This is a genomic window from Clostridium sp. CS1-1 (assembly GCF_056135525.1).
This window is the reverse complement of the sequence record NZ_CM148680.1, coordinates 856,822-873,335: the sequence shown is the minus strand read 5'-3', so window position 1 is coordinate 873,335 and position 16,514 is coordinate 856,822. Positions and strand designations below refer to the sequence as shown.

12 protein-coding genes are annotated in these 16,514 nt (G+C 33.4%); 1 reads left to right on the top strand and 11 read right to left on the bottom strand.

Annotated features, from left to right (window positions below; translation table 11 throughout):
* Nucleotides 1-37 precede the first annotated feature (37 nt).
* The 8 genes from AC0N0V_RS03905 to AC0N0V_RS03870 form a co-directional block, all read right to left on the bottom strand.
* On the bottom strand, nucleotides 38-2,005 hold the full coding sequence (locus tag AC0N0V_RS03905) for a YjhG/YagF family D-xylonate dehydratase (protein WP_474462231.1): 1,968 nt from the start codon (nucleotides 2,003-2,005) through the stop codon (nucleotides 38-40).
* An 18-nt stretch (nucleotides 2,006-2,023) separates the two neighbouring features.
* Nucleotides 2,024-2,911 (bottom strand): dihydrodipicolinate synthase family protein, encoded by an 888-nt coding sequence (locus AC0N0V_RS03900; protein ID WP_474462230.1) that lies wholly within the window; start codon nucleotides 2,909-2,911, stop codon nucleotides 2,024-2,026.
* A 307-nt stretch (nucleotides 2,912-3,218) separates the two neighbouring features.
* Entirely contained in the window at nucleotides 3,219-3,995 is a 777-nt protein-coding gene (locus AC0N0V_RS03895) for an IclR family transcriptional regulator (protein ID WP_474462229.1), read from the bottom strand.
* A gap of 817 nt (nucleotides 3,996-4,812) precedes the next feature.
* A complete protein-coding gene (xylB, locus tag AC0N0V_RS03890) occupies nucleotides 4,813-6,342 on the bottom strand; it encodes a xylulokinase (protein WP_474462227.1) in 1,530 nt (509 codons plus the stop codon).
* Nucleotides 6,343-6,395: 53 nt separating this feature from the next.
* Entirely contained in the window at nucleotides 6,396-7,436 is a 1,041-nt protein-coding gene (locus AC0N0V_RS03885; protein ID WP_474462226.1) for an NAD(P)-dependent alcohol dehydrogenase, read from the bottom strand.
* Nucleotides 7,437-7,565: 129 nt separating this feature from the next.
* Entirely contained in the window at nucleotides 7,566-8,555 is a 990-nt protein-coding gene (locus tag AC0N0V_RS03880; RefSeq protein ID WP_474462225.1) for a sugar ABC transporter substrate-binding protein, read from the bottom strand.
* A gap of 77 nt (nucleotides 8,556-8,632) precedes the next feature.
* Entirely contained in the window at nucleotides 8,633-9,661 is a 1,029-nt protein-coding gene (locus AC0N0V_RS03875) for an ABC transporter permease (protein ID WP_474462224.1), read from the bottom strand.
* Nucleotides 9,662-9,693: 32 nt separating this feature from the next.
* Nucleotides 9,694-11,190, bottom strand: a complete 1,497-nt coding sequence (locus AC0N0V_RS03870; protein ID WP_474462223.1) for a sugar ABC transporter ATP-binding protein — start codon at nucleotides 11,188-11,190, stop codon at nucleotides 9,694-9,696.
* 350 nt (nucleotides 11,191-11,540) lie between these two features.
* On the opposite strand from AC0N0V_RS03870, the gene AC0N0V_RS03865 reads away from it, so the two are divergent.
* Nucleotides 11,541-12,668: an ROK family transcriptional regulator gene (locus tag AC0N0V_RS03865; RefSeq protein WP_474462222.1), complete on the top strand. Its 1,128-nt coding sequence runs from the start codon at nucleotides 11,541-11,543 to the stop codon at nucleotides 12,666-12,668.
* A gap of 111 nt (nucleotides 12,669-12,779) precedes the next feature.
* Here AC0N0V_RS03865 and AC0N0V_RS03860 read toward each other — a convergent pair whose 3' ends face one another.
* From AC0N0V_RS03860 to AC0N0V_RS03850, 3 genes are read right to left on the bottom strand one after another with little or no spacing between them, the layout of a single operon-like run.
* A complete protein-coding gene (locus AC0N0V_RS03860; protein ID WP_474462221.1) occupies nucleotides 12,780-13,952 on the bottom strand; it encodes an ABC transporter permease in 1,173 nt (390 codons plus the stop codon).
* A complete protein-coding gene (locus tag AC0N0V_RS03855) occupies nucleotides 13,952-14,662 on the bottom strand; it encodes an ABC transporter ATP-binding protein (protein WP_474464435.1) in 711 nt (236 codons plus the stop codon). Before AC0N0V_RS03855 ends, AC0N0V_RS03860 begins: the two co-directional genes overlap by 1 nt.
* A 55-nt stretch (nucleotides 14,663-14,717) precedes the next feature.
* Nucleotides 14,718-16,199 (bottom strand): efflux RND transporter periplasmic adaptor subunit, encoded by a 1,482-nt coding sequence (locus AC0N0V_RS03850; RefSeq protein WP_474462219.1) that lies wholly within the window; start codon nucleotides 16,197-16,199, stop codon nucleotides 14,718-14,720.
* Between the last annotated feature and the right edge of the window lie 315 nt (nucleotides 16,200-16,514).

Sequence of the window (16,514 nt, the reverse complement as noted above, 5' to 3'; positions counted from 1 at the left end):
ATAAACTTCCACCGAACTCGCATAGACCATTCTTTAATTAATATAAGGCTTTCTTACCTGCTTCAATTACTTCAATGATTTTATCTACATCGTATACACATCCACCCCAAGTTCCTCCACTTATGGATTGAAGTGCTGCCCATAATCTTGTATCATCTGGAAGATCTTCGTCAGGTCTAAGTCTTGGATTAGGTTCACGTGCTTCTAATACTTTAGCCGCTTTTTCATATGAAAGCTTGTTATCTTCAGTACCAATGAAATTAATTGATCCTTCAAGTTTATTAGTATCAACTATAATTTCAATAATGTCTTCATCTCTCAATTTTCCTAAAGGACCTCCTGCCAACGCCTCAGGTCCAACATGGCCAAAGCATGCACCTGTAGAAACACCCGAAAAACGTGCGTCTGTAATTAAAGAAACTTGCTTACCAAAAGATAATTGTTTTAAAGCAGAGGTTAACTGATATGTCTCTTCCATACCTGTTCCAAGTGGGCCTCCACCCATTACAACCATTATGTCGCCAGCCTTAATTTTCCCGATATCTTTAAGAGCTTTTATAGCTGCCTTTTCAGAAGTGAAAACTTTAGCTTTTCCAGTATGTCTAAATACTCCGTCACTATCTATAACAGATTTATCAATAGCTGTTGATTTTACAACTGAACCTTCAGGAGCAATGTTTCCTAGAGGAAAAGTTACTGTTGATGTAAGTCCTCTTTCTTTTGCCTGAGTTGGATTCATGATAATTTCATCAGGATTTACTCCATCAATTTCAACTAAGCGCTCTCTGCATTTTTTACGTCTTTCAGATTTTTCCCACCAGTCAAGATTAGCTCCAAGTGTTTCTCCTGTAACTGTCATAACATCTTCATGCAACAATCCAAGCTTTCTTAAATGAAGCATAACTTCAGGAACTCCTCCTGCTAGGAATGCACTAGCTGTTGGATAGTTAACCGGTCCAATAGGAAGAACACTTACTAAACGAGGCACTTTCTTATTAATTTTTGCCCAATCTTCTACAGTAGGTATACTACAGTTAGCAGCATGTGCAATTGCTGGAATATGAAGAAGTAAGTTTGTTGATCCTCCAAAAGCAGCATGAATTACCATGGCATTCTCAATTGCTTTATTTGTAATAATATCCTTTGTAGTTATTCCGTTGTTTGCCATATCTAAAGCAGCCTTAGCCGACTGTCTAGCCACTTCTTCCCATATTGGTTGCCCAGAAGGTGCTAGCGCAGAGTGAGGTAATGCTAATCCTAATGCTTCAGCAATAACTTGAGAAGTGCCGGCTGTTCCTAAAAACTGACATCCACCACCAGCAGAAGCACAAGCTTTACATCCTAGTCGGCAAGCATCCTCAAATGAAAGCTGGTCATTAGCATATCTAACGCCTATAGTTTGAATAGTTCCTGCGTCTTCCCCTTCTTTAGCTCTAAGTGTTGACCCACCAGGAACAATAATAGTTGGCGAATCATGCATAGATGCTAATGCTATCATCATAGCAGGCAAACCTTTGTCGCAAGCAGACACTCCCACTACTGCACGACGTGTTGGCAATGAACGAATTATGCGACGGAATACCATTGCCGCATCATTACGATAAGGAAGTGAATCAAACATACCAGTTGTACCTTGGCTACGTCCGTCACATGGGTCTGTCACATATCCAGCATAAGGAACTCCTCCTAGTTTCTTTACTTCTTCGGCTGCTGCTCTCATCTGTAATCCCAATTCAAAGTGGCCTGTATGTAGTCCTACAGCAATTGGAGTACCATCGTTATCGCGAATTCCACCCATAGTACTAAGTATAAACACATCACCACCTAGAAGTGTAGATGGCTCCCATCCCATACCAGCATTTAAAGTCATCCCAAATATGTTACCGCTAGGTGAATCTTTTAACAATTCTGGAGTAAGTGGAAGTGAACCTTTTGGTCCTTCCGCATGAGTATGAATTTCGTATAAAGATGCTTTTTCTTTACCAAAAATCGATTTTAATGACATAACTAACTCATCCTCTCTTTATTTTAAATTTATAGTATCCATTATTCTCTTTTTAACAGTTTCATCAACCTTAATAGTGTAGTTTCTTAGAGATGTATTGAATTCTAAGTTTAGAGTCATACTTACCGCTTCTTTCATTGCCACTATAAAAGGATCTGCTAAATCATAAATTTTCATTAATTTGTTTATATCATTTTGTAAAATAGATACTTTTTCAAAGTCTTTATCCATAAAAGCTTTATAAGTATCTGTAAATATCTTAGCTTTTATATTAGATAGACCCCCTATCATTCCATCTCCTCCTACTTGTAAGTTAGGAATTAAATATTCATCAAATCCAGAAAGTATAGAGAAATCTTTTCTAACACTCTTAATTTTATCAACGAATTTTCTCACATTACTTATAGAATCAGTAGTATCTTTTATACCAACTATATTTTCAAACTCAGTTGCTAATTTTAAAACTAAATCTGGTGATAGATTTGTATTAGTCTTAGCTGGGAAATTATAAAGTAAAATCGGCAATTCTGTATTTTTTGCTATAGTTCTATAATACTCATAAACATACTGTTCATTTAAAGTAAAATAATATGGAGTTACAATTAATACAGCATCTGCTCCTGCTTCCTTTGAGCATTTATTTAATTCTATAACTTCTTTTATATTGTTACTGCTTGTTCCAACTATTACTTTAGTCCTTCCAGCAACAGTTTCAGTTATAAATTTTATATATTCAGCTTTTTCATCTGGAGATAAGTTATAAAACTCTCCTATAGAACCTAAGATAACGATTCCATTCACTCCATCAGAAATTAACTTTTCAACTAAAACGCTTGCAGATTTTTTATCAATTTCTCCCTCATTATCAAAAATAGTAATCATTGGTGTGTAAATTCCCTTAAACATAAAATCCTCCTCTTTCATTCCGTATTACGAATGTCGTTTCATATATAGAATATTAATTTATAAGATGACCTTAAATATCATCTTATAAATTAACATAACCTATCCTTTGTATAACTTAATTTTCGAGAGATTAACTTTTAAACTAAAGGGCTTGCGGACTTTTTATCAATCCCTCCCTCATCGTTAAAAATAGTAATCATTGATGTATAAATTCCTTTAAACTTAAAACCTTTCGTTCCATATTAGAAACATCGTTTCATATTTAGAATATTAATTTATAAGATGACCTTTAGTGCCATCTTATAAATTAATATAACTTATCCTTTGTATAACCTAGTTTTCGAGAAATTTCTAAAGCAGCTTTTATAACAAAGTCTTTATGTATCTCTGTACGCTCATCATCTACCTGTATCTTTAAACTTGAGATACATAATGAACCTATAGCTTTACCTTTACTATTATATACAGGAGCAGCTATACAGTATATGCCCTTTTCATTTTCTTCATCTGATATAGAATAACCTCTTTGTTTAATCTTTTCTAAATCTTCTAACAGAGCCTCTTTATCTATAATTGTATTCTCTGTTTTGGGAAGAAACCTAACATGTTCAATGTATCTATCTACTTCAGCCTTACTGTAACTAGCTAAAATGGCTTTACCTAAACTTGTTGAATACAGTGGATTTCTAGATCCCAAATTACCTGTTGTCCTTAAAGAATTCTTAGATTCTTTCTTGTTTATATATATAAGCTCGTCATTATTCGCTACTGCTAAGAATACAGTCTCAGAAACATTATCAACTAACCACTTTAAAACCGGATCTGAAATATTGACCAATTCAGCTTTATTCATGTATAATGTTCCAAGTTCAAGAGCTCCAATACCTAGTTCATAACTTTTTAATTTTTTATCCTTTATTGATAAGTAGTTTTTTTCAACAAGTGCACCTACAATATTAAACACACTGGTTTTGGGGATATCTAGATGTCTACTTAGCTCAGCTATTGTAACAGGTTCATCACTTTCCCCAACAAATTTTAAAATTTCTAACCCTCTCAAAATTGCTTTGTTCAAACAATTCACCTCATCATTCCATATATAGAATGGTATTCCATATCTTGTCCTTATTATAGCATTTTGGTTTTTAGTTTGTCAATTCATTAACTAAATGTTTTGATAAATTAATTGTATATAATAGATATAGACCTACTTAATTTACCAATTCCTTAAGAATTCCTATATTCATGGATTTGTTAAATATTGTTTTATAACCCCAATATTTTATCTCTATTAAACATGAGATAGCCTTGACTGTAGGTTGTTTTTTATTCTATAATGACTTTCTTGAAGCAAAGCTGACCTCCCCATTAGTCTTGTGTCCTTAATAGCTAAAGCAGCATGTCTTGCGAAGACGGATAAGTATCTTATCTCATCTTTTGAATGGGTATACAATCCTTCATAGCAAATTTGAATGATTCATGTTACACGAGCTCTTATCAATATAGGAACGCAAATAACTGTTTTAACATTTTTGTTTACTTCAAAATTGAAAGGAAGTCTCTTTCATTGTGATTAGAGTAATATAATTTCTGATAGTAACAGAATATATAGTCTACTCGAAAATATACTTTACTCGGACTACAATATAACACATTGCACTATAATATGCTACACTACTTATATTCATCTTATGACTATTAGTCAAGATGTAATATAATATTTTTCAAAAAGAGTGCCTAGCTAAGCAGACACGTTCTTTTACATCACGTCTATTTAGCGAGGCACTTTTTTATAAGTAAACCCATATTTCCCACTTTCTTTTTCTACTATCTATAATTCAAGATAAACATTTTCTTAATTTCTTTGTGGTATTATATCTACAATCTAATCTAACTAATCGTTATTTAGGCAGATTAGATAAAAAACTAAAACTTTCATGTAAATCAGTATATAATTTTTTATAAAGCTTATAGTATTCTTCATATACTTTTCCCGCAGACCTATCTGGGTACTGTATACTTTTTTTCTGAACCAAGTTGTCACAAGCACTTTCTACAGAATCATAAATGCCTGCTCCTACTCCTGCAAGTATTGCTACCCCAAAGGCAGGTCCCTCATCATTTTTGATTGTGCTGACCGGACAACCATACATATCCGAAAGTATCTGTCTCCAAACATGACTTTTTCCACCACCACCACAAGCTATCATATCTTCGACATTTACCTTCATTTCTCTAAACACATCTACACATTCAAGTTGGGAGAATGCTACTCCCTCCATAACTGCACGGATCATATTAGAGCGATCGTGTGAAGCAGATAACCCGAAAAATGTACCTCTGCAATATGGATCTGGATGAGGAGAACGTTCTCCCATCAAGTAAGGTAAATAAACTAGTCCTCCTGCTCCTGGTGCAACTTTTTCCGCTAATTTATTCATTACAATATATGGGTCAATTCCTAGTTTTTCAGCCTCAATCATTTCTTCTTTACAGCAAGTATCTCTTAACCATTTCAAGGATAATCCTGCACTTAAAGTACAGCTCATTAGTGTCCACTTTCCTGGTACAGCACTACAAAGTGTATGTACTCTTCCTTTAAGATCAATAGAAACGTCATCGGAAATTGCATATACTACTCCAGAAGTACCAATGGTAGTGAATGCGTTTCCTGACCTTACAACACCAGTACCAACAGCTGCTGCAGAGTTGTCAGCTGCTCCTCCCACAACAAGTGTACCTTCCTTAAGCCCAGTCATTTCAGCTGCTTTTCTATGAATCTTTCCTGTAACATCTGGTGATTCATATAATTTTCCTAACATAGACTTGTCAACATTAAACTTGTATAATATTTCATCAGACCAACAACGTCTTGATACGTCCATAAGCTGCATACCAGAAGCATCTGACATCTCTGTAGCAAATTCTCCAGTAAGCATGTACCTAATATAATCCTTTGGAAGTAAGATATGGGCGCATCTTTCATATAATTCAGGTTCATTATTCTGAACCCAAAGTATTTTAGAAGCAGTAAATCCTGTAAGGGCTGGATTAGCTGTAATTTCAATAAGTCTTTTTTCGCCAACTGTTTCGTTCATTTGTTGGCACTCTTTTGCTGTACGCTGATCGCACCAAATGATAGAGTTTCTTAATACTACACCATTTTTATCAAGCATTACAAGACCATGCATCTGGCCTGAAAGACCTATACCTGCAATTTCAGATGCATCAATACTACTCTTTGTAATTACGTATTTAATACCATTACAAGTAGCATTCCACCAGTCAGTTGGATCTTGTTCTGCCCAACCATTTGCCGGCTGATATAATGGGTATTCAATGGTCTTTGAGCAAATTAAGTTTCCTTCAATGTCAAATAAAACAGTTTTTGTCCCGGATGTTCCTAAATCAATTCCTAGTAGATATCTCATTGAACACGCCTCCTTGTTTTAAAATTCACAAGCACCTATGAAAGATATATAGCTTAGTCAATTTTTATAACTGCTTTTACTACCTCTTGCTTATTGTTGCTTACGAAATCAAATGCCTTCGCAACATCATCAAAATTAAACTCATGAGTAACAATTCCAGATACATCAATTATTCCCTTTGAAATTGCTTGTATCGCTTGAGGATAAATATTTCTATAACGGAATACTGATTTAATTTCTGCCTCTTTAGCCATTATTTTTGCAAAGTTGTACTCAATAATATCTTGAGGTGCCATTCCAACAAGTACTATACATCCACCATTTTTTATAACATATGGAGTCTGTACAATTGTTTTAGCAGAACCTGCAGTCTCTATTACTATATCAACACCTTTTTTATTTGTTAGTTTATCAATCTCAGCTAAAACATCCTTTTCAGCTGCATTTATAATTGTTGTAGCTCCAAGTTTTTTAGCATACTCAAGTCGTTTTGAAACAACGTCTACAACTGTAATATCAGTTGCTCCAAAAGCCTTGCATGCAAGAAGTGTTACTAGTCCAATACAACCTGCTCCAAGTATAACAACTGAATCTCCAAGTTTTACATTACCTTGCTTTGCCGCATGCATACCAACTGCTAAAGGTTCTACAAGAGCTCCCTCTTTTGTGGAAATGTTATCTGGTAGTTTAAATGCCATGTTTTCTGGAAATGCTATATAATTCATCAGACAGCCATGATAAGGCGGTGTAGCTAAAAATTCTACATCAGGGCAAAGGTTGTATCTACCACTCTTACAGAATTCACATTGGCCACAAGTACAACCTGGCTCCAATGCTACTTTGTCTCCCACTTTAAGATTCTCTACACCTGGACCAATTTCAACTACAGTACCTGCACATTCATGTCCAAGAATAAAATCACCATCAACAATAAAATCTCCTATTTTCCCATGCTCTAAATAGTGCACGTCAGAACCACATATTCCTACATACTCAAGTTTTACAATTACTTGTTTTTCTTTTGCTACAGGAACCTCAATTTCTCTTATTTCCATTTTATTAATACCAGTCATATATGCTGCTCTATTTTTCATTTAGTAATCCTCCCTACATAATACTAAGATATAATTTTTAAGATGTGTAAACATACTATGCTTACACATCTTAATTCCTTAAGTAAAACTACAATATAATTAAATCTTTCTGACTTCTAATCAGAATTGTTATTTAATTGCTCCAGATTTCTTTAATATTTCAATATATTGGTCAACATTATCCTTATTAACTAGTGGGTTTCCTATGTCTGTGTTAACTTCCTTTTCCTTACCTGTTAGAAGTTTATTACTTGTATCTAATAACTTTTCAGATAACTCATAAGCATTTTGCATACATGTAGAAGTCATTTTACCTTCTTTTATAAGTAGTAGAGCTTCTGCAGTTCCGTCAACACCATATACAAGCATATTTTTGAATTTTGCATTGTCTTTTACAACTTCAATTGCTCCTGCTGCCATGTTATCATTCATAGAAATAACAGCATCAATTTTGTCATTAGATTGTACCCAGTCTTCCATATATTTCATAGCTTCATCTTTATTCCAGTTTGCAATTTGCTCGCCAACGATTTTAACATCAGGGCGTTTTTCAAAGAACTCTTTTTGCCAACTCTTACGTCTTTCATCTGCATGGAAGTTGCCTGAAGGTCCATTTAATACAACTACCTTTGCATTCTGTGGAATTTGTTTTACAGCTTCACGTGCGTTAACTGCTGCTTGCTCATAAGGATTAGCATCAACTGAAGATGCCCCTTTAATACCAGAAATACGTGCATTTGTTGTAATAGCAAATATATTGGATTTGATAACCTTTTCAACATAAGGTCTTTGAGCTTCTCCATTATTTGGCTGTACAATAACTAAGTCATATTTGCTTGTTATAGCATTTTCGATTATTGAATTTTCTTTGTCATCGCTACCTTGTCCATCAAGAACCTCAAGTTTAATATTTGGATATTTCTTTGCTTCATCTTTTACAGCGTTTGCAAGCCAAGCAGCAAATGAATCTGATTGAGTACGTGCTACATATGCAACCTTGTATGTTTTCTCTCCACTATTCTTGTCACTTTTAGCCGATTCTGATGTCTTTGTTGATCCACATCCAACTACCAAGACTAGTGATAATGCTGTTAGTACACTTAATAATCTTTTTTTCATTTTATTATTTCCACCTTCCTAATTTATACTTTAAACAGCAAAGCTGTTTAATACAGTTGCTAGTAAAGAAGTCGTACTTAACTATTTAATTTTTCCTTATTACTATCTACTGGTGTTTTTATTTCCTTAGCTTTATCTTCTACTTTACCTAATGTACTCTTTGTTCTACGATTCTTTGTATAAATGTCGTAGATTACTGCAAGCGCAATGATTGCACCACGAACTATTTGTTGCATATATGAATCTACATTTGTTAGATTCATAATATTATCTAGGAAACCTACAATAAATGCGCCAGCTAGTGTACCCCCCGCAGTACCAATTCCACCTGAAAAACTTGTTCCACCGATTATTGCTGCTGTAAGAGCAGTAAACTCGAAATTTACTCCACCATTTGGAAGACCTGAATTTACACGCGACATAAATAACACGCCAGCAAGTCCTACAAAAATACCATTTATAATAAAAGCTGTGTATTTAATCTTATGAACATTAATGCCTGAGGCAATTGCTGCTTCTTCATTGCCTCCAACAGCATATAAAGACCGTCCAAACCTAGTATGGTTTAACACATACCATGTAAAAATCCCAATTATTATTAAAAATATGATAGGAATAGGAATCACACCAATGGATCCTTGGCCTAGTACTGTAAATTTTCCCAATTGAAGAATGTTTTGTCCTTTAGTAAAAGAAAGTGCAACACCACGAGCCACTGCCATCATTGCTAGTGTAGCGATAAAAGGTGGGGTCTTAAAATTACTAATCATAATAACATTTATTAGGTTGCATACAACCCCTGTAAGAATACCAACTATAATTGCTATTGTTAAAGACCCAGTTGATTTAAAAGCAGATACTGCAAATACTCCTGATAGTGCAAGTACAGAGCCAGCTGACAAGTCAAGCATTCCACATATTATAAGTAGAGTTTCACCAAATGCTAAAATAGTTGTTACTGCCAATTGTCTTGAAATGTTTGTTAAGTTGTTTGCTGATAAAAAGTTATCATCTATCGTTGAGCAAACTATAAACAGCGCTACCAAAACCATATAAATACTATATTTCTTTTTTGCTATACTCCAAAAATTAGTTCCTGTTTTCATGTTAATTCACCTCGCATTTAATTTGATCTATGCTACACTAAATTTCCAGTAGCATATTTCATAATGAGCTCCTGAGAGAAATCTTCGCGGTTTATCTCACCTGTAATTCTGCCTTTAGACATTACATAAATCCTATCACACATACCTATAAGTTCTGGAAGTTCAGAGGAAACCATTATAACAGCCTTATCTTCCTTAGCCAAATCAGTCATAAGTTTATAAATTTCAAATTTAGCACCTACATCAATACCGCGAGTAGGCTCGTCTAAGATTAAGACATCTGGGTTTCTTATCATCCACTTAGCAAGAAGTACCTTCTGCTGATTACCTCCACTCAAAGATGCTATAGGTGTTTCCAGTGTTGGTGTTTTTACTTTCATCCTTTTAAACATACTAGATACAATATTTTGTTCAACCTTCTCATGATGCCTAAAACTATAAAAAACTTTTTTTAGATAAGATAGTGTTGTATTTTCCTTAACAGATCTCATAGGGATTATACCATATCTTCGTCTGTCTTCAGAAAGCATTACCATACCATTATCAATACTTTGTCTAACGTTTTCAATTTTGACCTCTTTGCCCCTAATTTTTACAACACCTGATGTTTTAGTATCCAAACCGAATAAAGCACGCATAACTTCAGTACGTCCAGCCCCCATCAATCCTGCAAAGCCTATAATTTCACCTTTTCTCGCGTGAAAATTGATATTCTCAAATACATTAGTAGAGTTCAAGTTTTCAACCTTTAACATATCCTCTCCAAGTTCAACTTCCTCCTTTGGATAGGTGTTAGTAAGTTTACGTCCTACCATCAAAGCTATTACCTTTTCTATGTCCAACTCTTCTTTAGGATGACTCTCTACAACCGTTCCATCCCTAAATACAGTAATTTCATCTGCTATTTGGAAAATTTCATCTAACTTATGAGATATGTAAATAATGCATACTCCCCTAGCTGTTAGTTCCCTTATCTTAACGAAAAGGTTTTCTACTTCTTTCTGCGTAATTGCAGAAGTAGGCTCGTCCATTATGATTATATCTGAATTATAAGAAATAGCTTTAATTATTTCTAGCATTTGAATGTCAGATACAGTTAAATCTTTGAGTAATGTAGTAGGGGCATAAGGTAAATTTTCTGCCTTTAATAGTTCTTCTGTACGCTGTCTTACTTCCTTCCAGTTAACACTGCCAAATTTATTCACTGGAAGATTTCCAAGGAAAATATTTTCTTCCACCGTCATCTCTGGAACATAATTCATTTCCTGGAATATCATTGAAATACCTAAATTTCTCGCTTGTATAGGGTTACCTATTTTTACAGGTTTTTCATCAATATAAATTTGTCCACCATCCGGTTGATAAATTCCATTAATTATCTTCATTAATGTTGATTTTCCTGCACCATTTTCTCCACATAATACATGAACAGTGCCTTTTTTAACAGTGAAATCAATCTTATCAAGTGCCTTAACTCCCGGAAAGGATTTTTCAATTTGAGATACCCTTAGCTTAATACTTTCTTTCATTTTCTCCCCTCCATAATATTTCCTTGTTTTAAAATTTCTCACGCTAATTTTTAGGTTTTAATTGAACTTTATATCATGAGATTTAAATTATAAAATTTTTTAATTTAAAACACTATAAATATAGCAACTTAGTTTTTGAATTTTATACAACACTTTTATAAAATACCTTTAATAAGATTATATTGTTATTTAATGGTGAAGTCAATATGAATTTCCTAAAGTCTCTTGTTAAGATTTTATCTACCTTTAATTGATTTTATTGTAATAGTTGCAAAATAAGTCAAAATATAATACTCTATTATTATAAATACATTGTTAAAAGACTTTTATGAAAGTTGGTGTTTTAGAAATTGACGACAAATAGAGTTAACAGTACTGAAATAAAAAAGATTAATCGAAATGCTATATATAGATTTTTGTACAAACAGGATTCTACCTCTATACAAGAAATAGCTTATAGGTTAAAAATGAGTTTACCTACAGTTACACAGAATCTTAAAGAGTTACAAGAAAGAGACTTAGTAATTGAAACAGGTCTATTCGAATCTACAGGAGGAAGAAAAGCAAAAGCAATAGCATATAATAGTGTTGCAAAATATGCTATTGGATTAGATATTACGCGAAACCACGTCGGAATTGTATTAATTGATTTAGGCGGAAACGTTGTGAAAAATGTAAGGATGCAGTATCCATTTATAAATTCTAAAGAATACTTTCAAGGTATTGGCGACTTTGTAAATAACTTCATCAAGGAGTTTGAAATCGAAGACGCCAAAATTTTAGGAGTTGGTATTGCTTTACCTGCAATATTATCAGATGATAGACAAACAGTGGTTTACGCTTCAGTAATCGATTTTAAAGGAGGTAGCGTGAAAAGTTTCTCCGAATTTATACCATATCCATGTATTCTGAGTAATGATGCTAATGCTGCAGGCTTTGCAGAGTTATGGGGCGAAAGAGATGTACAAAATATTGTATATCTTTCACTTAATAATAGCGTGGGAGGATCTATCATATTAGATAAAAAAGTATACATAGGAGAAAATCAGCGTAGTGGTGAATTCGGACATATGACAATTGTCCTAAATGGCCGCAGTTGTTACTGTGGACAACAAGGCTGTGTTGATGCATATTGCTCAGCAAAAATTCTATCAGATAGTACTAATGGAAACATTGCTGAATTTTTTAGGCTTTTAAGATTAAATAGTGAACCACATAAAATTATTTGGGAAGAATACCTTACGCATTTAGCATTTACTATTAATAATTTGAGAATGCTTTATGATTGTAATGTGATTCTTGGTGGATATGCTGGAGCATACATGGACGATCATATTGAGTATTTAAGAGAATTAGTATCAAAAAGAAATACATTCGAGATTGATGGTAAATATCTGCACGTGTGTAAATATAAGTTAGAGGCTACAGCTGTTGGTGCTGCCCTACAACATGTTGAAAACTTTATTAATGATATTTAATTATAGCCTGAGTATCACTAGAAATAGACTTTTTACGAATCTTAGCTATATAAAATTTCAAAAAATAGACAAAGAATGTCTCGCAGTTTATGCAAGACATTCTTTTAATAGCTATTCAAATCTTAAAGCCTCAATCGGACTTAATTTAGAGGCCTTATCTGCTGGATACATTCCAAATACTATTCCAACAAGAACTGAAAAAATGAAAGCTCCTAAGACTACATTACTGGATATAACAACAGTGGTTGAAAATAATTTTTCTGCAATATACGCAGCACCATATCCCGAAGCTACTCCTAAAATCCCTCCAAAACTGCTGATACCTGCTGATTCCAATAAGAATTGTGTTAAAATCACTCTTCTCTTAGCACCTATTGCCTTTCTTATACCTATTTCTTTAGTTCTCTCAATTACAGAAACAAGCATTATATTCATTATTCCTATACCTCCTACCAAAAGAGATATAGCTGCTATACCCGTCAGCATACCTGTCATACTATCACTAGCAGAACTGGCAGTTTGCAGAAGGCTACTTTGGTCAAATATTCTGTAACTGTCTGTGTCATTATTGAACTTATTGTTCATAAACAATGTTAAATATCCGATAGCCTCTGATACTTTATCTTTATTCTCAGCTTCTACATAAAAGGTTCTTATTTGTGTATTTTTAAAAAATCTTTGTGCTGTAGTTAAAGGAATTATTATTCTATCATCTCCAGAGCCAGCCATAGTGCTTCCTTGAGATTCAAGTACTCCTACTATTACGAATGCCGCTCCATTTATATTGACACTTTCTCCAACTACATTTGTACTCTTAAAAAGATTGTTTGCTGTATCAACACCAATCACAGCTACTCTATATCTATTTTCTAAATCATCTTCATTTATAAATCTACCGCTACTTACACTTAACTTTCTTATTGAAGAATAACTTGAAGTGCTTGCCTCTATGCTAGTAGATGTAGATTCATTATTTGCTCTTACAGTTACACCTTGCTGAGTAATAGATGGCGCTATAGCTTTTACCCCTGGCTTTTTCTTTAAAGCTTCTATTTCTTCATTTGTTATAGTAACATTTCTTCTCCCCATAATATTTACAGTTATAAGATTTGTTCCCAGACTTTCGATTTGGGAAGAAATCTTTTGTTTTGTTCCCTGACCCATACCTACTAGAACTATAACTGATGCTATACCAATTATTATTCCTAACATAGTAAGAAATGATCTCATTTTATTTGCTAGAACAGAGCTAATTGCCATTTTTAATAATTTGCTAAATCTCATTAGGATTCACCTCGTTTATCAGATGTTGCAGCAACATCCCTTGAAATATTATTAATCCTATCTGATGTAATCCTTCCATCCCTAACAGTTATTATTCTTTTAGCCTGCTCTGCAATTTCATGGTCATGAGTTATAAGCACAATAGTGTTACCCTCTCTATTTAATTGTTTTAGCATTTCCATAACTTCTTTTCCAGTTTTACTGTCAAGTGCTCCTGTAGGTTCGTCTGCAAGTAATATTTCTGGTTCTGTTGCAAGAGCTCTTGCAATTGCAACTCTTTGCTTTTGGCCTCCAGAAAGTTCCGGTGGTTTATGTTTTATATGACTAGATAAACCTACTCTCTCTAAGGATTCTAAAACTCTCTTTTTAACGACTCTGTTACTCAACCCTTGATAAATTAGAGGTAACTCCACATTTTCAATTACATTTAACTTAGGCAAAAGATTGTAATTCTGAAATATAAACCCTATTTTTTTATTCCTTATCTCGGCTAATTTATTGTCACTGCAATTTGTATCTTCTCCATCTAGTATATATCTTCCCGAAGTAGCAGTATCTAAGCATCCTATTATATTCATCAAAGTAGATTTACCAGCTCCAGATGGCCCAACTATAGATACAAATTCACCTTTTTTTATAGTTAAATTTACATCCTCTAAAGCCTTATATTCACTACTCCCCATTTTATATATTTTATTTACATTCTCCATTTCTATTACGAAATCCACATTACTACCTCCCGCAAGCAAATTGAGTTTTATTTACCTATCTTCCCATAGGACCCATCATGACTCCACGATTTTGATTTTGATTTTTATTTGATGATGAAGTGCTTTGAGGAAGCTGTATCATAACCACTTGATTTTCTGTAATTCCACTAACTATTTCTATCATAGTTTGATTTTTAATTCCTGTTTGTACTTCTACTAATTTTCCTCCTAAGGAATCTTGACTAGTTGCTTGACCAACGTTTCTTCTAGCTGATTGGGAGGAATTCGAGCTATTACCACCTGCATTTTTAGAAGGTGTCGTTGAAGAATTATTACTTGAATTATTATTAGTTCCCTGTTGACTTCTATTGGTAGAAGTTTTACTCTTATCCTCAACTAAAACATACTTTTTGCCATTTCTTTCTGTTACTGCTTCTATAGGAACAGCTAGTACATTTTCCTTACTTTCAACTGCTATACTGACGTCAGCATTCATTCCAACTTTTAATCTTTCTGAATTATCTATAGAAACTGTCACATCAAAAGTTGTAACATTATTACTAGTTTTTCCACTTTGAGAGATTTTTTCAACAACTCCTTCGTAAGTCTTATCCTTTATATTTTGTACACTTATATTGGCTTTTTGGCCTATCTGAATTTTATCAATATCTAGCTCGTCTACTGGAACTACAACTTTCATTTTTGATACATCTATTACTGTAACCATCGCTTTATCATCCGGAGTTATATCTCCATTTTTTATATTCAAGCCAGATATGATTCCTGATATAGGACTTGTAATAGTGGAGTCCGCTATAGTTTTTAATTTGTTATTTAAATCACTTTGTGCCTGCTTAATTTCAATTTTTTTTGATTGTATACTACTTTGTATATCTGAATCATCAAGTTTAAATATATTTTGACCTTTCTTTACAGTATCTCCAGCTGCTATATATACTCCCCCAACCTTTCCATTGCTTGGAAAAGGAATTGCAACCTCTAATTCATTATTTTCCCCTGTAGTTATTATAGCCATTCCTCCATAAGCTGGCTTTACAGAAGCTATGTCATCTCCTGATGCAACAAATACAGACTTTACTTTTCCATCTATAGGTGCCTTTATATATAGATCATCTAATTGTCTTTCTAATTTTTGCAAATCCAAATTCTTTTGGCTTAAGCTATTTTGTGCTGTTTCTATATCTTGTTGTTGCTTGTCATTGTTTATTTTACAGAATACAGCACCTTTTTCTATAGTGCTTCCATCCTCATAGTTCATTTGCTCAATTACACCACTATTAGTTGAATATAAGTTTACTTGTTCTATACCCTCTACTGTTCCTGTTGCTTGTACAGTAACACTTAAGTTAGTTTTACTTACTTTTGCTGTGTTAAATTTAACAGTTGAAACAACTTTGTTACTGGTATTATATTGCTTATAAATATAATATCCACCTGTTCCTACCCCTACTGCTAAAACTGCTATTATTAGAATTTTAACCCTTCGCTTTTTTATAATTGCAAGAACCTTATTCATATCCAAACCCTCCAATAATCTTCAATGTCATGGTTATATTTTCTTCTAAAGACATCTTAACTTTTATTTATCAATTCCTTATATAACCACTTTAAGTTTTGAAAGTAGTTATTCTTTTATTCTCGTTATTAATATTATATCCCTAGAAAAGCCACTATTAAGGTTATTATAATATAGTATTGTTACAACTTTGTGACAATATTATTTTTCCAAATACTTCATTTTTAAATATAGTTAAAATTAATAAATATAAGAATGTTGCTAAGAATTATTAAGTTCGATTAAAAACTTTAATTTTTCTAAACTAATGTTAGA

Coding starts and splice junctions, on each gene's coding strand:
- AC0N0V_RS03905 (WP_474462231.1), bottom strand. CDS start 2,005: ATGTCATTAAAATCGATTTTTGGTAAAGAAAAAGCATCTTTATACGAA.
- AC0N0V_RS03900 (WP_474462230.1), bottom strand. CDS start 2,911: ATGTTTAAGGGAATTTACACACCAATGATTACTATTTTTGATAATGAG.
- xylB (WP_474462227.1), bottom strand. CDS start 6,342: ATGAGATATCTACTAGGAATTGATTTAGGAACATCCGGGACAAAAACT.
- AC0N0V_RS03885 (WP_474462226.1), bottom strand. CDS start 7,436: ATGAAAAATAGAGCAGCATATATGACTGGTATTAATAAAATGGAAATA.
- AC0N0V_RS03880 (WP_474462225.1), bottom strand. CDS start 8,555: ATGAAAAAAAGATTATTAAGTGTACTAACAGCATTATCACTAGTCTTG.
- AC0N0V_RS03875 (WP_474462224.1), bottom strand. CDS start 9,661: ATGAAAACAGGAACTAATTTTTGGAGTATAGCAAAAAAGAAATATAGT.
- AC0N0V_RS03870 (WP_474462223.1), bottom strand. CDS start 11,190: ATGAAAGAAAGTATTAAGCTAAGGGTATCTCAAATTGAAAAATCCTTT.
- AC0N0V_RS03860 (WP_474462221.1), bottom strand. CDS start 13,952: ATGAGATTTAGCAAATTATTAAAAATGGCAATTAGCTCTGTTCTAGCA.
- AC0N0V_RS03855 (WP_474464435.1), bottom strand. CDS start 14,662: ATGGAGAATGTAAATAAAATATATAAAATGGGGAGTAGTGAATATAAG.
- AC0N0V_RS03850 (WP_474462219.1), bottom strand. CDS start 16,199: ATGAATAAGGTTCTTGCAATTATAAAAAAGCGAAGGGTTAAAATTCTA.